Origin of the sequence: Pleurocapsa sp. PCC 7319, assembly GCF_000332195.1 — a bacterium.
In the GTDB taxonomy this organism is placed as follows: Bacteria; Cyanobacteriota; Cyanobacteriia; order Cyanobacteriales; family Xenococcaceae; genus Waterburya.
In genome coordinates this window covers 4,218,242-4,235,834 of record NZ_KB235922.1, presented here as the reverse complement: position 1 = coordinate 4,235,834, position 17,593 = coordinate 4,218,242, and the positions used below count along the sequence as shown (strand labels likewise).

At 42.8% G+C, this 17,593-nt stretch carries 8 protein-coding genes, 3 tRNA genes and 3 rRNA genes; 2 read left to right on the top strand and 12 right to left on the bottom strand.

The features are described from left to right. Positions 1-31: 31 nt before the first annotated feature. The 6 genes from PLEUR7319_RS0123315 to PLEUR7319_RS0123290 form a co-directional block, all read right to left on the bottom strand. Entirely contained in the window at positions 32-745 is a 714-nt protein-coding gene (locus tag PLEUR7319_RS0123315) for a response regulator transcription factor (RefSeq protein ID WP_026102730.1), read from the bottom strand. A 340-nt stretch (positions 746-1,085) separates the two neighbouring features. Next, positions 1,086-1,203, bottom strand: a 5S ribosomal RNA gene (gene rrf / locus PLEUR7319_RS0123310). Between the two features lie 109 nt (positions 1,204-1,312). Beyond that, positions 1,313-4,141 (bottom strand): 23S ribosomal RNA (locus PLEUR7319_RS0123305). Positions 4,142-4,453: 312 nt separating this feature from the next. Next, positions 4,454-4,529 (bottom strand) — tRNA-Ala (locus PLEUR7319_RS0123300). Between the two features lie 51 nt (positions 4,530-4,580). Continuing rightward, a tRNA-Ile gene (locus PLEUR7319_RS0123295) sits at positions 4,581-4,657 on the bottom strand. A 141-nt stretch (positions 4,658-4,798) separates the two neighbouring features. Further along, positions 4,799-6,290: ribosomal RNA gene (locus tag PLEUR7319_RS0123290) — 16S ribosomal RNA — on the bottom strand. The 16S, 23S and 5S rRNA genes sit together here with 2 tRNA genes alongside, the layout of an rRNA operon. Positions 6,291-6,625: 335 nt before the next feature. Here PLEUR7319_RS0123290 and nadC point away from each other — a divergent pair. Then, entirely contained in the window at positions 6,626-7,480 is an 855-nt protein-coding gene (gene nadC / locus PLEUR7319_RS0123285) for a carboxylating nicotinate-nucleotide diphosphorylase (RefSeq protein WP_019507645.1), read from the top strand. A gap of 133 nt (positions 7,481-7,613) precedes the next feature. On the opposite strand, the gene PLEUR7319_RS0123280 is transcribed toward nadC, so the two are convergent. The 3 genes from PLEUR7319_RS0123280 to PLEUR7319_RS0123270 all read right to left on the bottom strand — a co-directional run bounded on the left by PLEUR7319_RS0123280 (position 7,614) and on the right by PLEUR7319_RS0123270 (position 11,683). Then, positions 7,614-9,212, bottom strand: a complete 1,599-nt coding sequence (locus PLEUR7319_RS0123280; RefSeq protein WP_019507644.1) for a 2-isopropylmalate synthase — start codon at positions 9,210-9,212, stop codon at positions 7,614-7,616. Between the two features lie 100 nt (positions 9,213-9,312). Next, positions 9,313-9,843 (bottom strand): NYN domain-containing protein, encoded by a 531-nt coding sequence (locus tag PLEUR7319_RS0123275; RefSeq protein ID WP_026102729.1) that lies wholly within the window; start codon positions 9,841-9,843, stop codon positions 9,313-9,315. 442 nt (positions 9,844-10,285) lie between these two features. After that, entirely contained in the window at positions 10,286-11,683 is a 1,398-nt protein-coding gene (locus PLEUR7319_RS0123270) for a glycoside hydrolase 100 family protein (protein WP_019507642.1), read from the bottom strand. 261 nt (positions 11,684-11,944) lie between these two features. Between PLEUR7319_RS0123270 and pruA the strand changes: the two genes are divergently transcribed. Next, positions 11,945-14,953 (top strand): L-glutamate gamma-semialdehyde dehydrogenase, encoded by a 3,009-nt coding sequence (gene pruA, locus PLEUR7319_RS36475; protein ID WP_019507641.1) that lies wholly within the window; start codon positions 11,945-11,947, stop codon positions 14,951-14,953. Positions 14,954-14,965: 12 nt separating this feature from the next. Here pruA and PLEUR7319_RS0123260 read toward each other — a convergent pair whose 3' ends face one another. The 3 genes from PLEUR7319_RS0123260 to PLEUR7319_RS0123250 form a co-directional block, all read right to left on the bottom strand. Next, positions 14,966-15,826, bottom strand: a complete 861-nt coding sequence (locus tag PLEUR7319_RS0123260; protein ID WP_019507640.1) for a helix-turn-helix transcriptional regulator — start codon at positions 15,824-15,826, stop codon at positions 14,966-14,968. A 178-nt stretch (positions 15,827-16,004) separates the two neighbouring features. After that, a complete protein-coding gene (purB, locus tag PLEUR7319_RS0123255) occupies positions 16,005-17,300 on the bottom strand; it encodes an adenylosuccinate lyase (protein WP_026102728.1) in 1,296 nt (431 codons plus the stop codon). 72 nt (positions 17,301-17,372) lie between these two features. Further along, a tRNA-Thr gene (locus PLEUR7319_RS0123250) sits at positions 17,373-17,445 on the bottom strand. Between the last annotated feature and the right edge of the window lie 148 nt (positions 17,446-17,593).

The window sequence follows — 17,593 nt, the reverse complement described above, 5'->3', positions numbered from 1 at the left end:
AATTATATTATCGAAAATTTGGCATTTTTATCTAAATAACATTAGAAGCAGTATCCACTTCAAATTTATAACCAACACCACGCACAGTCTGAATAAATGAAGGTTCAGAAGAGTCTATTTCAATTTTTTTGCGAATTTGACCTATGTGAACATCAACGACTCTTTGATCTCCCACATAATCATAGTCCCAAACATTCTGAATCAATTCATCTCTCCGCCATACTCGACCTGGTCGAGTGGCCAAAAAATGTAATAAATCAAACTCCAGAGCTGTCAGCAAAATTAGCTGATCATTGATTTTTACTTCTCTACGCACTGGATCTATGACTAGATTACTAAATACTAACGGCTGTTTTTCCGACGTTGTAACCGTTCGTTGTCGTTTTAAAATTGCTTTGACACGATATTCTAACTCTTGCAGGTCAAAAGGCTTCGTTAGGTAATCATCTGCTCCTTTTAAAAATCCTTCTTTTTTGTCAGCAGCATCAGAGCGACTTGTAAGCATCAAAATAAACACGTCCGTATGACTCTGCATTTCTTCGCACAAATTATACCCTAAAGAGTCTGGAAGATTGACATCAAGTATGACTAAGTCTGGGTTAAACTGTTCAAAAATTTTTAACGCAGTTTGTCCATCTTCAGCAGACTCCAACAAGTAGTTTTTTTGACTAAGAAAACGAAATATTAAATTACGAATTGCAGGATCATCATCTACGACTAAGATTTTAGCTGAGGCTGTATGCATAATTTTAACCAGTGAACTAAGAATTTTAAAGAGAACTCTGCTAAAAGAGGGCAAGCAAGGCTGATATCCAGTCTTTTAGACAATTATCGGTGCATAATCTTATAATGCCAACAACATAGATCACTTTTACAATTATGTCTACGGTTGCTCTTAGCTTGTTCTTATATAGACTACTATGCTCATACATTAAATTCGAGAGTTTACTTGATACAGTCTGACTTATTTTTTCTACTGTGATGGATTTTTCTTCATTGTTATTTATACAACAAAAACTCACCTTGGGTAATTAGTTAAAGGCGAGAAATAGGTTATAAGTTATTCAATATAATTAAAAAGAAGAACCCGGCACTGAGCTATTTTTCCGGGAGGCTACCCTCCGAGTATCTTCGCCGCTACAGAGTTTCACCGTCGAGTTCGGGATGGAGTCGAAGTGGTTCCACTGCGCTAAAAGCACCAGGAATACTGTCTGGGTTTTACTGTAGATCAACCCTCAAGACTGCATAAATCTAGATGATTCAAGTCCAAATCAGAATAGTAGTAATTATTAATGGTCTAGTCGAGTTGAAGTTGGTCAAGCCCTCGGTCTGTTAGCACGCCTCGGCTGCAAACATTGCTGCTCTTCCACCTAACGCCTATTAACGGGTGTTCTTCCCGTGACCTTACTGGCAATTGCCATGAGAGTACTCATCTTGAGGTGGGCTTCCCACTTAGATGCTTTCAGCGGTTATCCTCTCCGCACTTGGCTACCCAGCGTCTACCGTTGGCACGATAACTGGTACACCAGCGGTGCGTTCTTCCCGGTCCTCTCGTACTAAGGAAGACTCCTCTCAATACTCTTGCGCCTACACCGGATATGGACCGAACTGTCTCACGACGTTCTGAACCCAGCTCACGTACCGCTTTAATGGGCGAACAGCCCAACCCTTGGGACCTACTTCAGCCCCAGGTTGCGATGAGCCGACATCGAGGTGCCAAACCTCCCCGTCGATGTGAACTCTTGGGGGAGATCAGCCTGTTATCCCTAGAGTAACTTTTATCCGTTGAGCGACGGCCTTTCCACGCAGCACCGTCGGATCACTAAGACCGTGTTTCCACCCTGCTTGAGTTGTCTCTCTCGCAGTCAAGCTCCCTTGTGCCTTTACACTCTCTGGCTGATTTCCATCCAGCCTGAGGGAACCTTTGTGCGCCTCCGTTACCTTTTTGGAGGCGACCGCCCCAGTCAAACTACCCACCTGAAACTGTTCTTCTCCCGGTTGACGGGCTCAAGTTAGAATTCTAGCCTCCCTAGAGTGGTATCTCACCGATGGCTCCTGCAATCCCACAAGACTGCTCTCAACGCCTCCCACCTATTCTGCGCAAGGAAAGCCCGAACCCAATTCCAGGCTATAGTAAAGCTTCATAGGGTCTTTCTGTCCAAGTGTAGGTAGTCCGTATCTTCACAGACAATCCTATTTCGCCGAGCCTCTCTCCGAGACAGCGCCCAGATCGTTACGCCTTTCGTGCGGGTCGGAACTTACCCGACAAGGAATTTCGCTACCTTAGGACCGTTATAGTTACGGCCGCCGTTCACCGGGGCTTCGGTCGCTAGCTTCATGCCTAAACACTGACCAACTTCCTTAACCTTCCGGCACTGGGCAGGCGTCAGCCCCTATACATCCTCTTTCGAGTTCGCAGAGACCTATGTTTTTGGTAAACAGTCGCCTGGGCCTCTTTATTGCAACCACCTCTCGGTGGCACCCCTTCTCCCGAAGTTACGGGGTCATTTTGCCGAGTTCCTTAGAGAGAGTTATCTCGCGCCCCTTAGTATTCTCTACCTGCCCACCTGTGTCGGTTTCGGGTACGGGTACTAAATCTTCAACACTTAAATAGCTTTTCTTGGCACTAGCTTTACCACACAGAGTCCTTAGACTCCTCCCAATCCAATCAGGGTGTGGTTATTTTTCATGCGTCCCTATCTAAGCTCCCATTTAGCAGTCAGGGAATATTCACCCTGTGTCCATCGACTACGCCTTTCGGCCTCGCCTTAGGTCCCGACTAACTCTCCGCGGACGAGCCTTCCGGAGAAACCCTTGGGCTTTCGGGGTATATGATTCTCACATATATTTTCGCTACTTAAGCCGACATTCTCACTTCTGTGTCGTCCACATCTGCTTGCCGCTAATGCTTCTCCCAACACAGAACGCTCCTCTACCACTACAGATAATTCTATAGTCCACAGCTTCGGTGACACACTTAGCCCCGTTCATTTTCGGCGCAGGAGCGCTAGACCAGTGAGCTATTACGCACTCTTTCAAGGATTGCTGCTTCTAAGCAAACCTCCTGGTTGTCTATGCACTCCCACCTCCTTTCTCACTTAGTGTGTACTTGGGGACCTTAGCTGGTGGTCTGGGCTGTTTCCCTTTCGACGATGAAGCTTATCCCCCACCGTCTCACTGGTAAAATTTCATTAGGTATTCTGAGTTTGTCTCACTTTGGTACCGCTCTCGCAGCCCGCAGCGAAACAGTGCTTTACCCCCTAATGAGTTCACTTACCGCTGCGCCTAAACGCATTTCGAGGAGATCCAGCTAGCTCCGGGTTCGATTGGCATTTCACCCCTAACCACACCTCATCCGCTGGCTTTTCAACGCCAGTCGGTTCGGACCTCCACTTAGCTTTACCCAAGCTTCATCCTGGACATGGTTAGATCACCCGGGTTCGGGTCTACAAATAGTGACTCAGACCGCCCTTGTCAGGCTCGCTTTCACTTTGGCTTCGGATATTACTCCTTAACCTGCCACTACCTGTAAGTCGCCGGCTCATTCTTCAACAGGCACACTATCACACGTTCAATCGTGCTCTAATTGCTTGTAGGCTAACGGTTTCATGTTCTATTTCACTCCCCTCGCTGGGGTTCTTTTCACCTTTCCCTCGCGGTACTGTTTCGCTATCGGTTACACATTAGTATTTAGCCTTACGAGGTGGTCCTCGCTGATTCACACGGAATTCCACGGGCTCCGTGCTACTCGGGATTCAGTCTGGCTACTTCCGTTTTCGACTACAGGACTTTCACCTTCTCTGGTGCAGCTTTCAACTGCTTCGTCTAACTTTGGTAAGTCCGTCTGACTGTCCCACTACCCCACCGACCTTAGTCGATGGTTTAGGCTGTTTCCGCTTCGCTCGCCGCTACTAAGGAAATCGCTTTTGCTTTCTCTTCCTTCAGCTACTAAGATGTTTCAGTTGGCTGAGTTCGCTCGCTCCTGCCTATATATTCAGCAGGTCGTTCATACAGGTTGCCCCATTCGGACACCCTCGGCTCATTGCTTGTTTCCAGCTCCCCGAGGCATTTCGTCGGTCACCACGTCCTTCTTCGCCTTTGTGTACCTAGGTATCCACCGTTAGCCCTTTGTAGCTTGACCTTGTATTGAGCATTTCTGCTCGATACTCTTTTTTCTCTACTTCTAGGTTTTTACACCTTGGACTTTTCTGACAAGTAAAACTTGCCGTCTTAGTTTTTTGACCTAATTACTTAGTTCTTTTTTGGCTCTATCACAAGTAATCCTTTTCTATGTTTTTCAACATTTCTCAGTCTTACTTCTTCTAGATATTATGCAGTTTTCAAGGTTCACCTCTGAACTCTTTAAAGTCCAGCATCCTCATTTCTTGCCTCGGCAATTCATGATAGTGCTGAATTTTAATCTCTTTATTTAGACTCTTGGTCTTTTTTTCTCTGGTGGAGGTAAGCGGACTTGAACCGCTGACATCCTGCTTGCAAAGCAGGCGCTCTACCAACTGAGCTATACCCCCAAACTCTTTTTAACTCCGAACTTCTAATTCCGAACTCCGAATTTAATTTTGTGGTGGGCCATCCTGGACTTGAACCAGGGACCTCACCCTTATCAGGGGTGCGCTCTAACCACCTGAGCTAATAGCCCTTGTCTTGGTCTAGTTTGAGCTAGAACCAGAACAATCAGTTTGACAGTTTTTCACAAATTACTTGAGGAATCGACCTTTGGTTTGACCTGTGATAACGAGACCTATATAATCGTCTTCGCTTCACGGCTTTGGTCTCCCTATAAGGAGGTGATCCAGCCACACCTTCCGGTACGGCTACCTTGTTACGACTTCACCCTAGTCACCAGCCCTGCCTTCGGCATCCCCCTCCACATAAGCGGTTAGGGTAACGACTTCGGGCGTGGCCAACTTCCATGGTGTGACGGGCGGTGTGTACAAGGCCCGGGAACGAATTCACCGCAGTATGCTGACCTGCGATTACTAGCGATTCCTCCTTCATGCAGGCGAGTTGCAGCCTGCAATCTGAACTGAGGCGGGGTTTGCTGAGATTCGCTTACGATCGCTCGCTTGCTGCCCTTTGTCCCCACCATTGTAGTACGTGTGTAGCCCAGAACGTAAGGGGCATGCTGACTTGACGTCATCCCCACCTTCCTCCGGTTTGTCACCGGCAGTCTTCCTAAAGTGCCCAACTTAATGCTGGCAACTAAGAATGAGGGTTGCGCTCGTTGCGGGACTTAACCCAACATCTCACGACACGAGCTGACGACAGCCATGCACCACCTGTCTTCGAGTTCCCTAAGGCACAGAAGCTATTACGCCTCCTTCTCGAGATGTCAAGTCCTGGTAAGGTTCTTCGCGTTGCATCGAATTAAACCACATACTCCACCGCTTGTGCGGGCCCCCGTCAATTCCTTTGAGTTTCACACTTGCGTGCGTACTCCCCAGGCGGAACACTTAACGCGTTGGCTACGGCACTGCTCGGGTCGATACAAGCAACGCCTAGTGTTCATCGTTTACAGCTAAGACTACAGGGGTATCTAATCCCTTTCGCTACCCTAGCTTTCGTCCCTGAGTGTCAGTTACGGCCCAGTTGAGCGCCTTCGCCACTGGTGTTCTTCCCAATATCTACGCATTTCACCGCTACACTGGGAATTCCCTCAACCCCTACCGTACTCTAGCTGAACAGTTTCCACCGCTTGCCAGAAGTTGAGCTTCTGTCTTTAACAGCAGACTTGTACAGCCACCTGCGGACGCTTTACGCCCAATGATTCCGGATAACGCTTGCATCCTCCGTATTACCGCGGCTGCTGGCACGGAGTTAGCCGATGCTTATTCTTCAAGTACCGTCACTTTCTTCTTCCTTGAAAAAAGAGGTTTACAACCCAAAAGCCTTCCTCCCTCACGCGGTATTGCTCCGTCAGGCTTTCGCCCATTGCGGAAAATTCCCCACTGCTGCCTCCCGTAGGAGTCTGGGCCGTGTCTCAGTCCCAGTGTGGCTGCTCATCCTCTCAGACCAGCTACCGATCGCCGCCTTGGTAGGCTTTTACCCCACCAACTAACTAATCGGACGCGAGCTCCTCTCCAGGCTATAAATATTTCACCCGAGGGCATATTGGGTATTAGCAGCGATTTCTCCCTGTTGTCCCCATCCTGAAGGCAGATTCTCACGCGTTACTCACCCGTCCGCCACTAAATCCGAAGATTTCGTTCGACTTGCATGTGTTAGGCATACCGCCAGCGTTCATCCTGAGCCAGGATCAAACTCTCCATGATGAATCAAATCCATCAATCCAGTTGATTTTTTGACTCTTTTCGTTTTTTGTTATCCTCAGTAAAATTGCTTTTACTTGGGGATTGAATTAAGTTTTTTTAATTCCTAAAGTACTGTGTTTTAAAAACCGTCAAACTATTGATTTGTCTTGGTTCTGGGCGTTGTTGGGAGGTGTTGTTCTCTCAACCGCGCATTTACCAATATACTCATTCTAAATTCATAAGTCAACCCCCTCGGCGAAACTTTTTTGTTTTCAATTCGTCTCTTGTCTTTAAATCAATAGTAAGTATAGTGTTAGAGGGTCTTAAATGTTTGTTTTTGGGTTGAATATTTTTTTATGGCAAGTTTACCTCCTGCGATAATTGTCGATCGCCTGCTGCAAAATTGGTTATTGGAAGATCTTGGTAGAGGGGATAACACAACTCAAGGATTATTTTCTGGAGAATTGACAATCAGTCATGCAATATGGGTAGTTAAAGAAGATGGTATAGTTGCAGGTTTGCCGATCGCAGCTAGAGTTTTTCAGTTATTAGATAAAGAGGTAAAATTCTCTCTCACTGCAAAAGAAGGCAATTTTTGTCTGTCGGGAACCAAGATTGCCGATATTGAAGGAACCAGGGAAGCTTTGCTGACTGGAGAGAGAGTGGCATTAAATCTAGCAATGCGCTTAAGTGGAATCGCCACCTCAACTCGTAGTTACGTGAAAAAGATTAGTGACTTACCAACTAGGTTAGTGGATACTAGAAAAACCACCCCTGGATTAAGAGTTTTAGAAAAATATGCTACGAGGGTAGGCGGAGCAATCAATCATCGAATGGGTTTAGATGATGCAGTAATGATTAAAGATAATCATATTCAAGCGGCAGGAGGTATTGAAAAGGCGATCGTTCTCCTCAGAAATAATATTCCTTACCCTTTAAACATCGAAGTGGAGACTACCAACTTAGAGGAAGTAGAAGCTGCTCTAAAACATGGTGCAGATATTATTATGCTAGATAATATGGCTCCTGAAATAATGACTCAAGCAGTAAAGATAATTCGCGACACCAATTCTAGAGTCAAAATTGAAGCGTCAGGTAACATTACCTTAAAAACTATTCGTAATGTAGCGGAAACTGGAGTAGATTACATATCCACTAGTGCACCAATAACCCGATCGCACTGGTTAGATATAAGTATGAGGATGATTTGAGTTTTTTTATCATCTGGGAATAATTTCCTAGTCTGGTTAAGGATAAGCATATCAAAAATGATCGCTACTTAGTCATAAGGGCGATCGCTTGGTACTCAATACTCAATAATTAATTAACTACATTGTCTGGTGATTAGACTCCTACTTGAGATTCTAATTTTTGCTCATTTTGAAGAGCAGCATAGAGACGATTTAGGGCTTTAATATATGCTCTAGCTGAGGCAACGATGATATCAGTATTGGCAGCACGCCCTGAATATACCTTGTCATCATGACGTAAACGAATTGTCACTTCCCCGATCGCATCAATTCCCGCTGTTACCGACTGCACAGAGAATTCAATTAGCTCATTAGGAATATTTGTTACTCGGTTAATCGCTTTGTAAATTGCATCAACAGGACCAGTTCCAATAGCTGCATCAGTCAGCTCTTCCCCGTCAGGAGTATGAATAGTTACTGTAGCTGTAGGGCGGGAGCGATCGCCACAAGAAATTTGCACTAATTCTAAACGGAACATTTCGGGCGGTTGTCTGATCTCATCACTGACAATTGCTTCAATATCCCAATCACTGATTTCTTTTTTCTTGTCAGCAACTTCTTTAAAACGAATAAAAGCTTTATTAAGCTCCGTTTCGGACAGTTCAAAACCCAATTCGCTGAGACGAGTGCGAAAAGCATTGCGACCAGAATGTTTACCTAAAATAATCTGATTATCAGTTAGCCCAATAGACTGAGCATCCATGATTTCATAAGTTAACTTATTCTTGAGGACTCCATCCTGATGGATTCCTGATTCATGGGCAAAAGCGTTCGCGCCGACGATCGCTTTATTGGGTTGTACAATCACTCCTGTACGGTTGGATACTAACCGAGAAGTTTTATAAATATGCTGAGTATCAATATTAGTGAGTGGCTCGGTGGATTCCTTTGGTCTACCTAAGAAGGGATTAAAATACTGACGGCGCACATGAAGTGCCATCACTAATTCTTCTAGAGCAGCATTACCTGCCCGTTCCCCAATACCATTAATCGTGCACTCTAACTGTCTGGCTCCATTTTTTACAGCCTCTAGGAAGTTAGCCACTGCTAAACCGAGATCGTTATGACCATGAACAGAGACTACTGCCCGATCAATGTTAGGTACGTTGTCACAAATTCCTTTTATTAAAGCCCCAAACTCAGTCGGGGTAGTATAACCAACAGTATCGGGAATATTGATAGTGGTAGCACCTGCGGCGATGGTGGCTTCTAATACTTGATAAAGATACTCTGAATCTGTCCGCACCGCGTCCATCGGTGAAAATTCCACGTCATCCATAAAGGACTTGGCATAAGCTACCATTTCCTGGGCAATGTCTAAAACCTCAGAGCGAGATTTCTTTAACTGATATTCCAAGTGAATATCGGACGTAGAAATAAATGTATGAATTCGACTTTTAGCAGCAGGCTGAAGAGCTTCTGCCGCTGCTTTAATATCGGCTTTAATAGCTCGTGCCAAACTACAAATTATAGGTCCGTCTTCTGTTCCTACTTGGGCAGCTACTTTTTGAACAGCTTCAAAGTCTCCAGGACTAGCAAAAGCAAATCCAGCTTCAATTACATCAACTCCCAGTCTTGATAGAGAATGAGCAATTTCCAGCTTTTCTTCAACATTTAGAGTAGCCCCTGGAGATTGTTCTCCGTCTCTTAAAGTGGTGTCAAAAATAATGATGCGGTCTTTTGAATTGTCCATAACCCAATGTTTTCTTAAAGGGAATTTATAATATTAAGAATTATAATCCATCCTACTAAAAGGATGAAGGATGAGGAGGAAAGAGAGAGGAATTAATCCTTTAAAAATCACTTTTCTCGATATAAGAGCGAACATCGTTCAAATCTATATAGCGATCCGTCGCATTACGCAACTCTCTGGCAATCATCCCTTCTGTAGAGACAACGGTAATATGGGTACTCTTGGAACGCAATAATTCGATCGCTCGTTCAAAATCACCGTCACCACTAAAAAGAATAACTCGATCATATTGCTCGACAGTATTAAACATATCAACTACAATTTCGATATCCAAATTAGCTTTCTGGGAATAGCGACCTGAGGCATCATCGTAATATTCTTTAAGAATTTTAGTTCTGACTGTATACCCTAAGCTAATTAGAGCATCTCTAAAACCTCTTTGATCCTGAGCATCTTTCAGTCCTGTATACCAAAAGGCGTTAATCAAATCTATTGATGGATCTTTGGTGAAATATTCAAGTACTCTTCTAGGATCAAAAAACCAGCCATTTTTTTGTTGAGCATAAAACATATTGTTGCCGTCTACGAATATGGATAGACGATCTCTCACGTAATTTCTATGAGATTCCATATAATTCTTACCTATAAAAGCCTAAATATTTTTAAAAATTAAAGTTAACAAGGCAAAATTATTAGCACGATCGCTATTGCCTGATAACACTTTTAGGAATAGACCCGCCAAAATAACTATGCCCAAATCCTTGTTAATAGAGATTGGACAATAAAAGTCAATTTATATAAGGGAAGACCCGAATAAAATTTAAATTAGGTATATTTCGTATACATTCCAGTTTAGGACAAAAAAACACGTATCACAATTTAATTTGCTCTGGTAAAAATTATTACCCAACTACTCAAGCAAATGAAAAGTTAAAATATTAATTTATTGTCAACTCATTGACATAAATCTATCCAATCCAAGCTAAAAAAGTGGTATTAACGTTCTAGCCTATAGCGATTACATTTAATCAAGGAATCATAGAAAGATAGTTTTTTTTGAATGTTAATGATAGTTAAATCGTACAAGCGATCGCTTCTGTATCTTTCTCAAAACACACATAGTTTAAACAGTGAGGATTTTCCCTGAGTAGTTTTGCTAATAACCAGCCAGCGATCGTCCAAGTTTGAAATTTACGGGATGATTTACCAATTAATCGCCCATTTTTACCATCATAATATTCTGGCCACTCGTCACTCATCAAGCGAATTTCAGCGATGGTCATTGCGCGATCTGCTAGGTCTTCCCGACCCATTTTTTGACAAGCAGCCATCATCATCCATAACAGTACAGGCCAGCTACCTCCATTGTGATAAGACCAGGGGGTATTTTTGGGATCGCAACCAGTAATAATTTTCCAAGTTAATCCTTCGATAGCAGGGTAGCAAAGCTTCATCGGCATTTGACTAACTAAATTTGACCAACGATTTTCAATTAAGGTCAGAATATTTTGAGATTGCTGGTCGGTGGTTAGCGATCCCATGATTGATACCAAATTACCTAGGGCAAAAAAGCGAAAATCCATTTTTCCAGGTCCTAAGTTACCAGCCAGATAACCTCCCTGGTCGGGCATCCATTCAGTCAGCCAGTAAGGAATAGATTCAGGATAGATATTAAACTTATTAACTACCGATTCCCCAAATTGTTCAACTTGATACCGATGAATTTGATTGAGCTTTTTGAGGTCAAGCCAGTAATAATCTCGTAGATGACATACGACACTTCCCAAACGATTATTAATCTTCTCAATCAAAACTTGACCGTCAGTGGTTTTTTGCAGCATCTCACGGGCAGCACGCAGAGCAAAATAGAATAAAGACTGTATTTCCAGAGGATGACCGCTCAGTCCCATCGGACGATCAATCATACAGGCACCATCAGGGACTAGTAGAGTCGGTGTCATCTCAAATTGTGGCCCTAAACAAATTTCGAGAATAAAAGTTAAAGCTTCTTGAAAACTGTCACTTTTAGCCAGAGATTCGTCTTTTGTCGCTTTAACATAAGCTCGTAATAAGATAATCCACCATAGACAAGAATCAATCGGAGTAACTCGACCAATAGCTTTGTCACCAAAGTCAGCATGAAGGTATTGATTATCTCCCTGAGATTCAACTTTAAAACTAGCTGGCATTAAGCCTGTGGGTGGCTGATAACAATCAATCCGCCTTTTTTGTTTCTGTAAGCTAACGGTTTCAATTAGAAAGTTATAAACAATCTCGGTTTTACCCTGAATTATAAACACTAGAGCTGCGGGAATGAAATCTCGGATAAAACACTGATCGTAATTGAGTGCTTCCCGTTCTGAATCTGTAGCTGCTACCGCTCCTACAGGACTGCTATTGTAGTAAATGATCGACTCCTCTAAAAGTCGATTTGCCTGTTGTTCAATGGTTTCCTTGGCGATCAATACCATAGGGCAATAACTATCTAAACTATTGAATCAAGTTTAAAAGTAAATTAAATCTTCCTAATCTAAAATACTAGGCCTATCTTGAAGATAGAAGCAAAAACAACCTAAATTCCTCAATTATTTAGTTTTTTTTACACAGAACTAAATTTTGTTTCTGGATATGCTTGAGGTAACAGCTTGAAAATTTACCTAAAAAAGCTCTAAGCTCTAAGCTCTAAGCTCTAAGCCCTTTAACTTGTCTAGTCATCAGGAGTCTGTTATACGGTGGTATCTCAAACAAACACAAATAAAACAGATCGTCGCTACGAATCTAAAACTCAAGATATTGCTCAAGAATTAATCAAAAGTACCAGACAAAATAGCAATATTTTCAATCGGATGCGAGAGCAAATGCGCTGGGACGATAAGATCTTGGACTGGACGATGTCTAATCCTGGGCTGCGAGTACAAATGTTTCGCTTTATCGATACAATTCCTGCCCTCCAGAGTAAAACTGAAATTGCCCATCACTTTCAGCAATATATGAGCGCGGAGGCAGTTGAATTGCCCAATGCTCTCAAGGGGATTCTTAACTTTAGCGATCCTGATTCTTTCCCGGCTCAAACTGCTGCAGCTACAATCACCAAAGCAGTAGAAACTCTGGCTTACAAATATATTGCGGGGGAAAACATTGCTGAAGTGATTAAAACGATTGATCGCCTCCGTAAACAAGGGATGACCTACACCATCGATCTCTTGGGAGAGGCAGTAATTACGGAAAACGAAGCGCAAGATTACTTACAACGCTACCTGGATTTAATGGAGCAGCTTACTCAAAAGGCTCAGACTTGGAAACGAGTAGAAGGAATTGATCTGGCTGATGGAGAAGACTTACCTCAAGTACAAGTCTCTGTAAAACTCACGGCTTTTTATTCTCAGTTTGATCCCCTAGATCCTGTTGGCAGTAAAGCTCAAGTATGCGATCGCCTGAGAATTTTATTACGTAGAGCAGCAGAATTGGGGGCAGCAATCCATTTTGATATGGAGCAATATCGCTATAAAGATTTAACCTTAGCAATTCTCAAAGAGTTGCTAATGGAATCAGAATTCCGGAGCCGTACTGATTTAGGCATGACTCTTCAGGCTTATCTACGAGATTCCTATCAAGATTTGCAGGATTTAATTGCTTGGGCTAAAGAACGAGGTCATCCTCTGACACTAAGGTTAGTTAAAGGGGCGTATTGGGATCAGGAAACTATCAATTCTGAGCAAAATCATTGGCAGCAGCCTGTATACAACCAAAAAGCAGCAACTGATCATAATTATGAGCGTATGACGCAATTGCTGCTGGAAAACCATGAATATCTCTGCGGTGCCATTGGTAGTCATAATGTACGCTCCCAAGCATTGGCTTGTGCGATCGCCGAAACTCTTAAAATTCCTCCCCGTCGGTTTGAGATGCAGGTTTTGTATGGTATGGGGGATAAATTAGCTCAGGCTTTAGTTAAGCGAGGGCATCGGGTAAGAGTTTATTCTCCCTACGGTAAGTTATTACCAGGGATGGCATATCTCATTCGTCGGTTATTAGAAAATACAGCAAATAGTTCTTTCCTACGTCAAAATCAGGAAAATAAACCAATTGAAGAACTAATTGCTCCTCCCATTGTCGAATCTACCGATACTGATTCTGTTACATCCTCAAAACCTAGCACCCACCCCCCAATCCCATTCTTTAATGCCCCAGATACTGATTATGCCGATACCAAGAGGCGAACTAAGGCAGAGGAAGCATTATCACAGGTAAAAAAAGAGTTAGGAAAAACTTATTTACCCTTGATCGACGGCGAATATCAGGAAACACCGAACTATATTGACTCTCGCAATCCCTCCAGAGAAACAGAATTAGTAGGTCAAGTAGGGCAAATTTCTTTAGAACAGGCAGAACAAGCTATGAATGCTGCCAAATCTGCTTTTAAGTCCTGGAAGGCAACCTCTGCTAGTGAAAGAGCTGAAATACTACGCCGAGCTGCGGACTTAATGGAACAACGAAGACACGAATTAAATGCTTGGATTTGTCTGGAGGTAGGTAAAATTATTCCCCAGGCTGACGGAGAGGTTTCTGAGGCGATCGATTTTTGTCGCTACTATGCCTCGGAGATGGAAAGATTAGCTACTGGCAAAAACTATGACCTAGCTGGGGAAAATAATCGCTATTTCTATCAGCCTAAGGGAATTGCCGTAGTAATCTCTCCCTGGAATTTTCCCTTTGCGATCGCTACTGGGATGACTGTTGCTGCTCTGGTTGCGGGTAATTGTACTCTCCTCAAACCCGCTGCTACTTCTTCCGTAATTGCTGCCAAACTAACAGAAATTTTAGTTGAGGCAGGTATACCCTCTGGAGTATTTCAATATGTTCCTGGTAAGGGTTCAGAAGTAGGTACGTATCTGGTAGAACATAAAGATACTCATGTCATTGCCTTTACTGGCTCCAGGGAAGTGGGTTGTAGAATTTATGCCCAAGCAGCTAAATTACAACCTGGTCAAAAACACCTCAAGCGAGTTATTGCCGAAATGGGTGGCAAAAATGCCATCATCGTCGATGAAAGTGCCGATTTAGATCAGGCAGTAGTAGGAGTAGCCCAGTCAGCTTTTGGCTACAGCGGACAAAAGTGTTCCGCTTGTTCCCGGGTAATTGTTGCCTCCTCGATTTACAATGCCTTTCTAGCCAGGTTAATAGAAGCTACCAAATCTCTCAATGTCGGTGCAGCCGATAATCCTAGTATCCAGATGGGTCCCGTTATCGATCCTCAAGCAAGAAAGCGCATTTTAGAATATATTGCGCAAGGTAAAGAAGCCAACGAATTAGCTTTAGAAATGTCTATTCCCGAAGGCGGTTATTATGTTTCACCGACAATTTTTAGTGAAGTTAATCCAGATGATACGATCGCCCAAGAAGAAATCTTTGGTCCTGTCTTGGCAGTAATGAAAGCAGATAATTTTGCGCAAGCATTATCGATTGCCAATGGCACAGATTATGCCCTAACTGGTGGCTTATATTCCCGTACCCCTAGCCATATCGAACAAGCCTCTCGGGAATTTGAAGTAGGAAACCTATATATCAATCGTACAATTACAGGAGCGATTGTTGCTCGTCAACCTTTTGGCGGCTTTAAGCTTTCTGGCGTTGGCTCCAAGGCAGGGGGACCAGATTATCTCCTCCAATTTTTAGATCCTCGTGTCGTTACAGAAAACATTCAGCGTCAGGGTTTTGCTCCTATTGAAGGGGCAGAATAGAATATCTTATTTTTAAATTAGAGCAGATCTTAGTTTTTTTTCTAAATTACTAGGGTCTACCCCTAAATTTTCTAAAATCTTGAACCCTAAGCTATTAGAATCCCCAAGTATACCAAGTAATACATGCTCTGTACCGATATGATTTTTGTCTAATTTCAAAGATTCTTGCAGAGCATTTTCCATGGCTTCCTTAACTCTGCGAGTAAAAGGCATGAATATCGGCATTGATTTATTTTTGCCACGTCCAATCAATCTTTCAGCTTCAGTTTGAACCTGGTCTAGATTTAACCCTGCTTCGCTGAGAAACTGCCAAGCGATACCACTTTTTTCGCTAATTAATCCGATAAGGATCTGTTCGGTGCCAACATATCGGTGCTTTAAGCGAAGAGATTCACATTGGGCGAATTTTACAGCAGTGATTGCCTCCTGAGTAAATCTTGAAGGTAAGGGAAATCCTAGACTAGTGAATAGCTTTTCCCAAATTGGTCTAAACAACTGTTCGGACATGGGCTTTTCCTCCTCTGGTAGAATTTTCGTTGACTCGATAGAAGCGAGATTGGTCTCCGCCCACCGCCAGAGGCGATCGCTTGAAAAATTTCCTGTATAGAGAAATGACAGTAGATCTTCCATCGTCTCAGCATTGGCTGTGTAACAAAGAAACTGTTTATCTTTTTCGACCTTGACCAAGTTTTCTATCCTTAGCTTTTCCAAGTGGTGAGAAAGAGTGGAATTGGGAATTTTCAGCTCTTTGTTAATCTCATTGACTACCATTCCCGTCGGATAAGACCGAAACAGTAATTGCATGATTTTGAGCCGTGGCTCTGAACCCATAGCGGCAAATAAATCTGCATAGCAAGATATATTATTTTTCATATTTCTAGAATAATAGAAATAACTTAGATAAGTCAACAACTATTTCGATTAAAATAGAAATACACCCTTCGTTTAGAAAAGGTAATTCTCGTAGGGGCGATTGGTCAATCGCCCCTACAGATCATTTAGTTTTTAGCTAAAAACTAATAAATATTAAGGTTATGAATGTCCTGAAAATTTAAATTCCCAGTCTTTGATAAATCTCATCAAGGTTTTTCAAATGATGATTAGGATCAAAACAGGCATCAATTTCTTCAGTAGATAGAGTTTTAGTAACAGTCTCATCTTGAGAAATAAGCTGGCGAAAATCTCCATCAGTTTTATTCCAAGCTGAATGAGCACATTCTTGTACCACTCGGTAGGCATCTTCCCGATTCATACCTTTTTCAACTAGGGTCAGCAAAACTCTCTGACTAAAAATGACTCCACCATAGACATTCATATTACGCTTCATATTTTCGGGGTATACTAGCAAGTTTTTCACCAAGCTAGTAATCTCTTTAAGCATAAAGTGAGTCAGAATACAGCTATCGGGTAGAATTACTCGTTCTACCGAACTATGAGAAATATCTCTTTCATGCCAGAGGGCAACGTTTTCAAGTGCTGCCACAGCGTTACCTCGAACAATCCGCGCCATTCCAGTTAACCTTTCGGAACGAATGGGATTGCGTTTATGGGGCATTGCAGAAGAACCCTTTTGCTTTTTCGAGAAAAATTCTTCTACCTCTAAAACATCTGTACGTTGTAGATTACGAATTTCTACAGCAAAACGTTCAATTGAGGCTGTCAATAAAGCCAATTGCTGAACATAATCTGCATGGCGATCGCGAGAAATTACCTGAGTTGATGCCGTATCTGGTTCTAATCCCAATTTCTGACAGGCGATCGATTCTATTTTGGGGTCAACATTGGCATAGGTACCAACCGCTCCCGAAATTTTGCCTACGGCAATTTCTTTACGCAATCTTACCAGGCGATCGCGATTTCGTAGAACTTCCGCCAACCAGCCAGCTAGTTTAAAACCAAAGGTAATGGGTTCAGCATGAATTCCGTGCGACCTACCAACCATAACTGTGAAACGATGCTGCTGAGCTTGATAGCGAATAGCCTGAACTAATTCTTCTAATCGTTCGAGGATTAAGTTAAGACTAATAACTAACTGTAATGCAATCCCGGTATCTAAGACATCAGAACTGGTCAAGCCCAAATGTATGTATCTTCCAGCGTCGCCCACATACTCATTGACATTAGTTAGAAAAGCGATCACATCGTGACGAACTTCAGCTTCGATCTCTAGCACTCTTTGTGGATCAAAGTTAGCTTTAGCTTTAATCTCCTCAACAGCTTCCTGAGGAATGTAACCTAGTTCTGCTTGTGCCTCGCAGACTGCTATTTCTACTTGCAGCCAGGTTTTAAGTTTATAGTTATCAGTCCAAATTTCGCCCATTTCGGGCAGAGTATAACGTTCAATCACAGTCTGTGTAGCAGATACAACTGTCAATTGTACAACTATGCCTGCAAGTTACTACTACTATCTTTTTAAAGAAGCTGGCAACAGGACTCGAACCTGCGACCGGCTGATTACAAATCAGCTGCTCTACCAACTGAGCTACGCCAGCACTAAAAAATAATAATAGCAGATTATTTTCAATTTCAGCAATTTTTTTGAGCCTTTGTACATTTACTGAATAACACTAAATCAACCTTGATTCGAGAACGCAAACAATAATACTTCAGACCTCAGTCAGAAGAATGAAGCAAATTAAT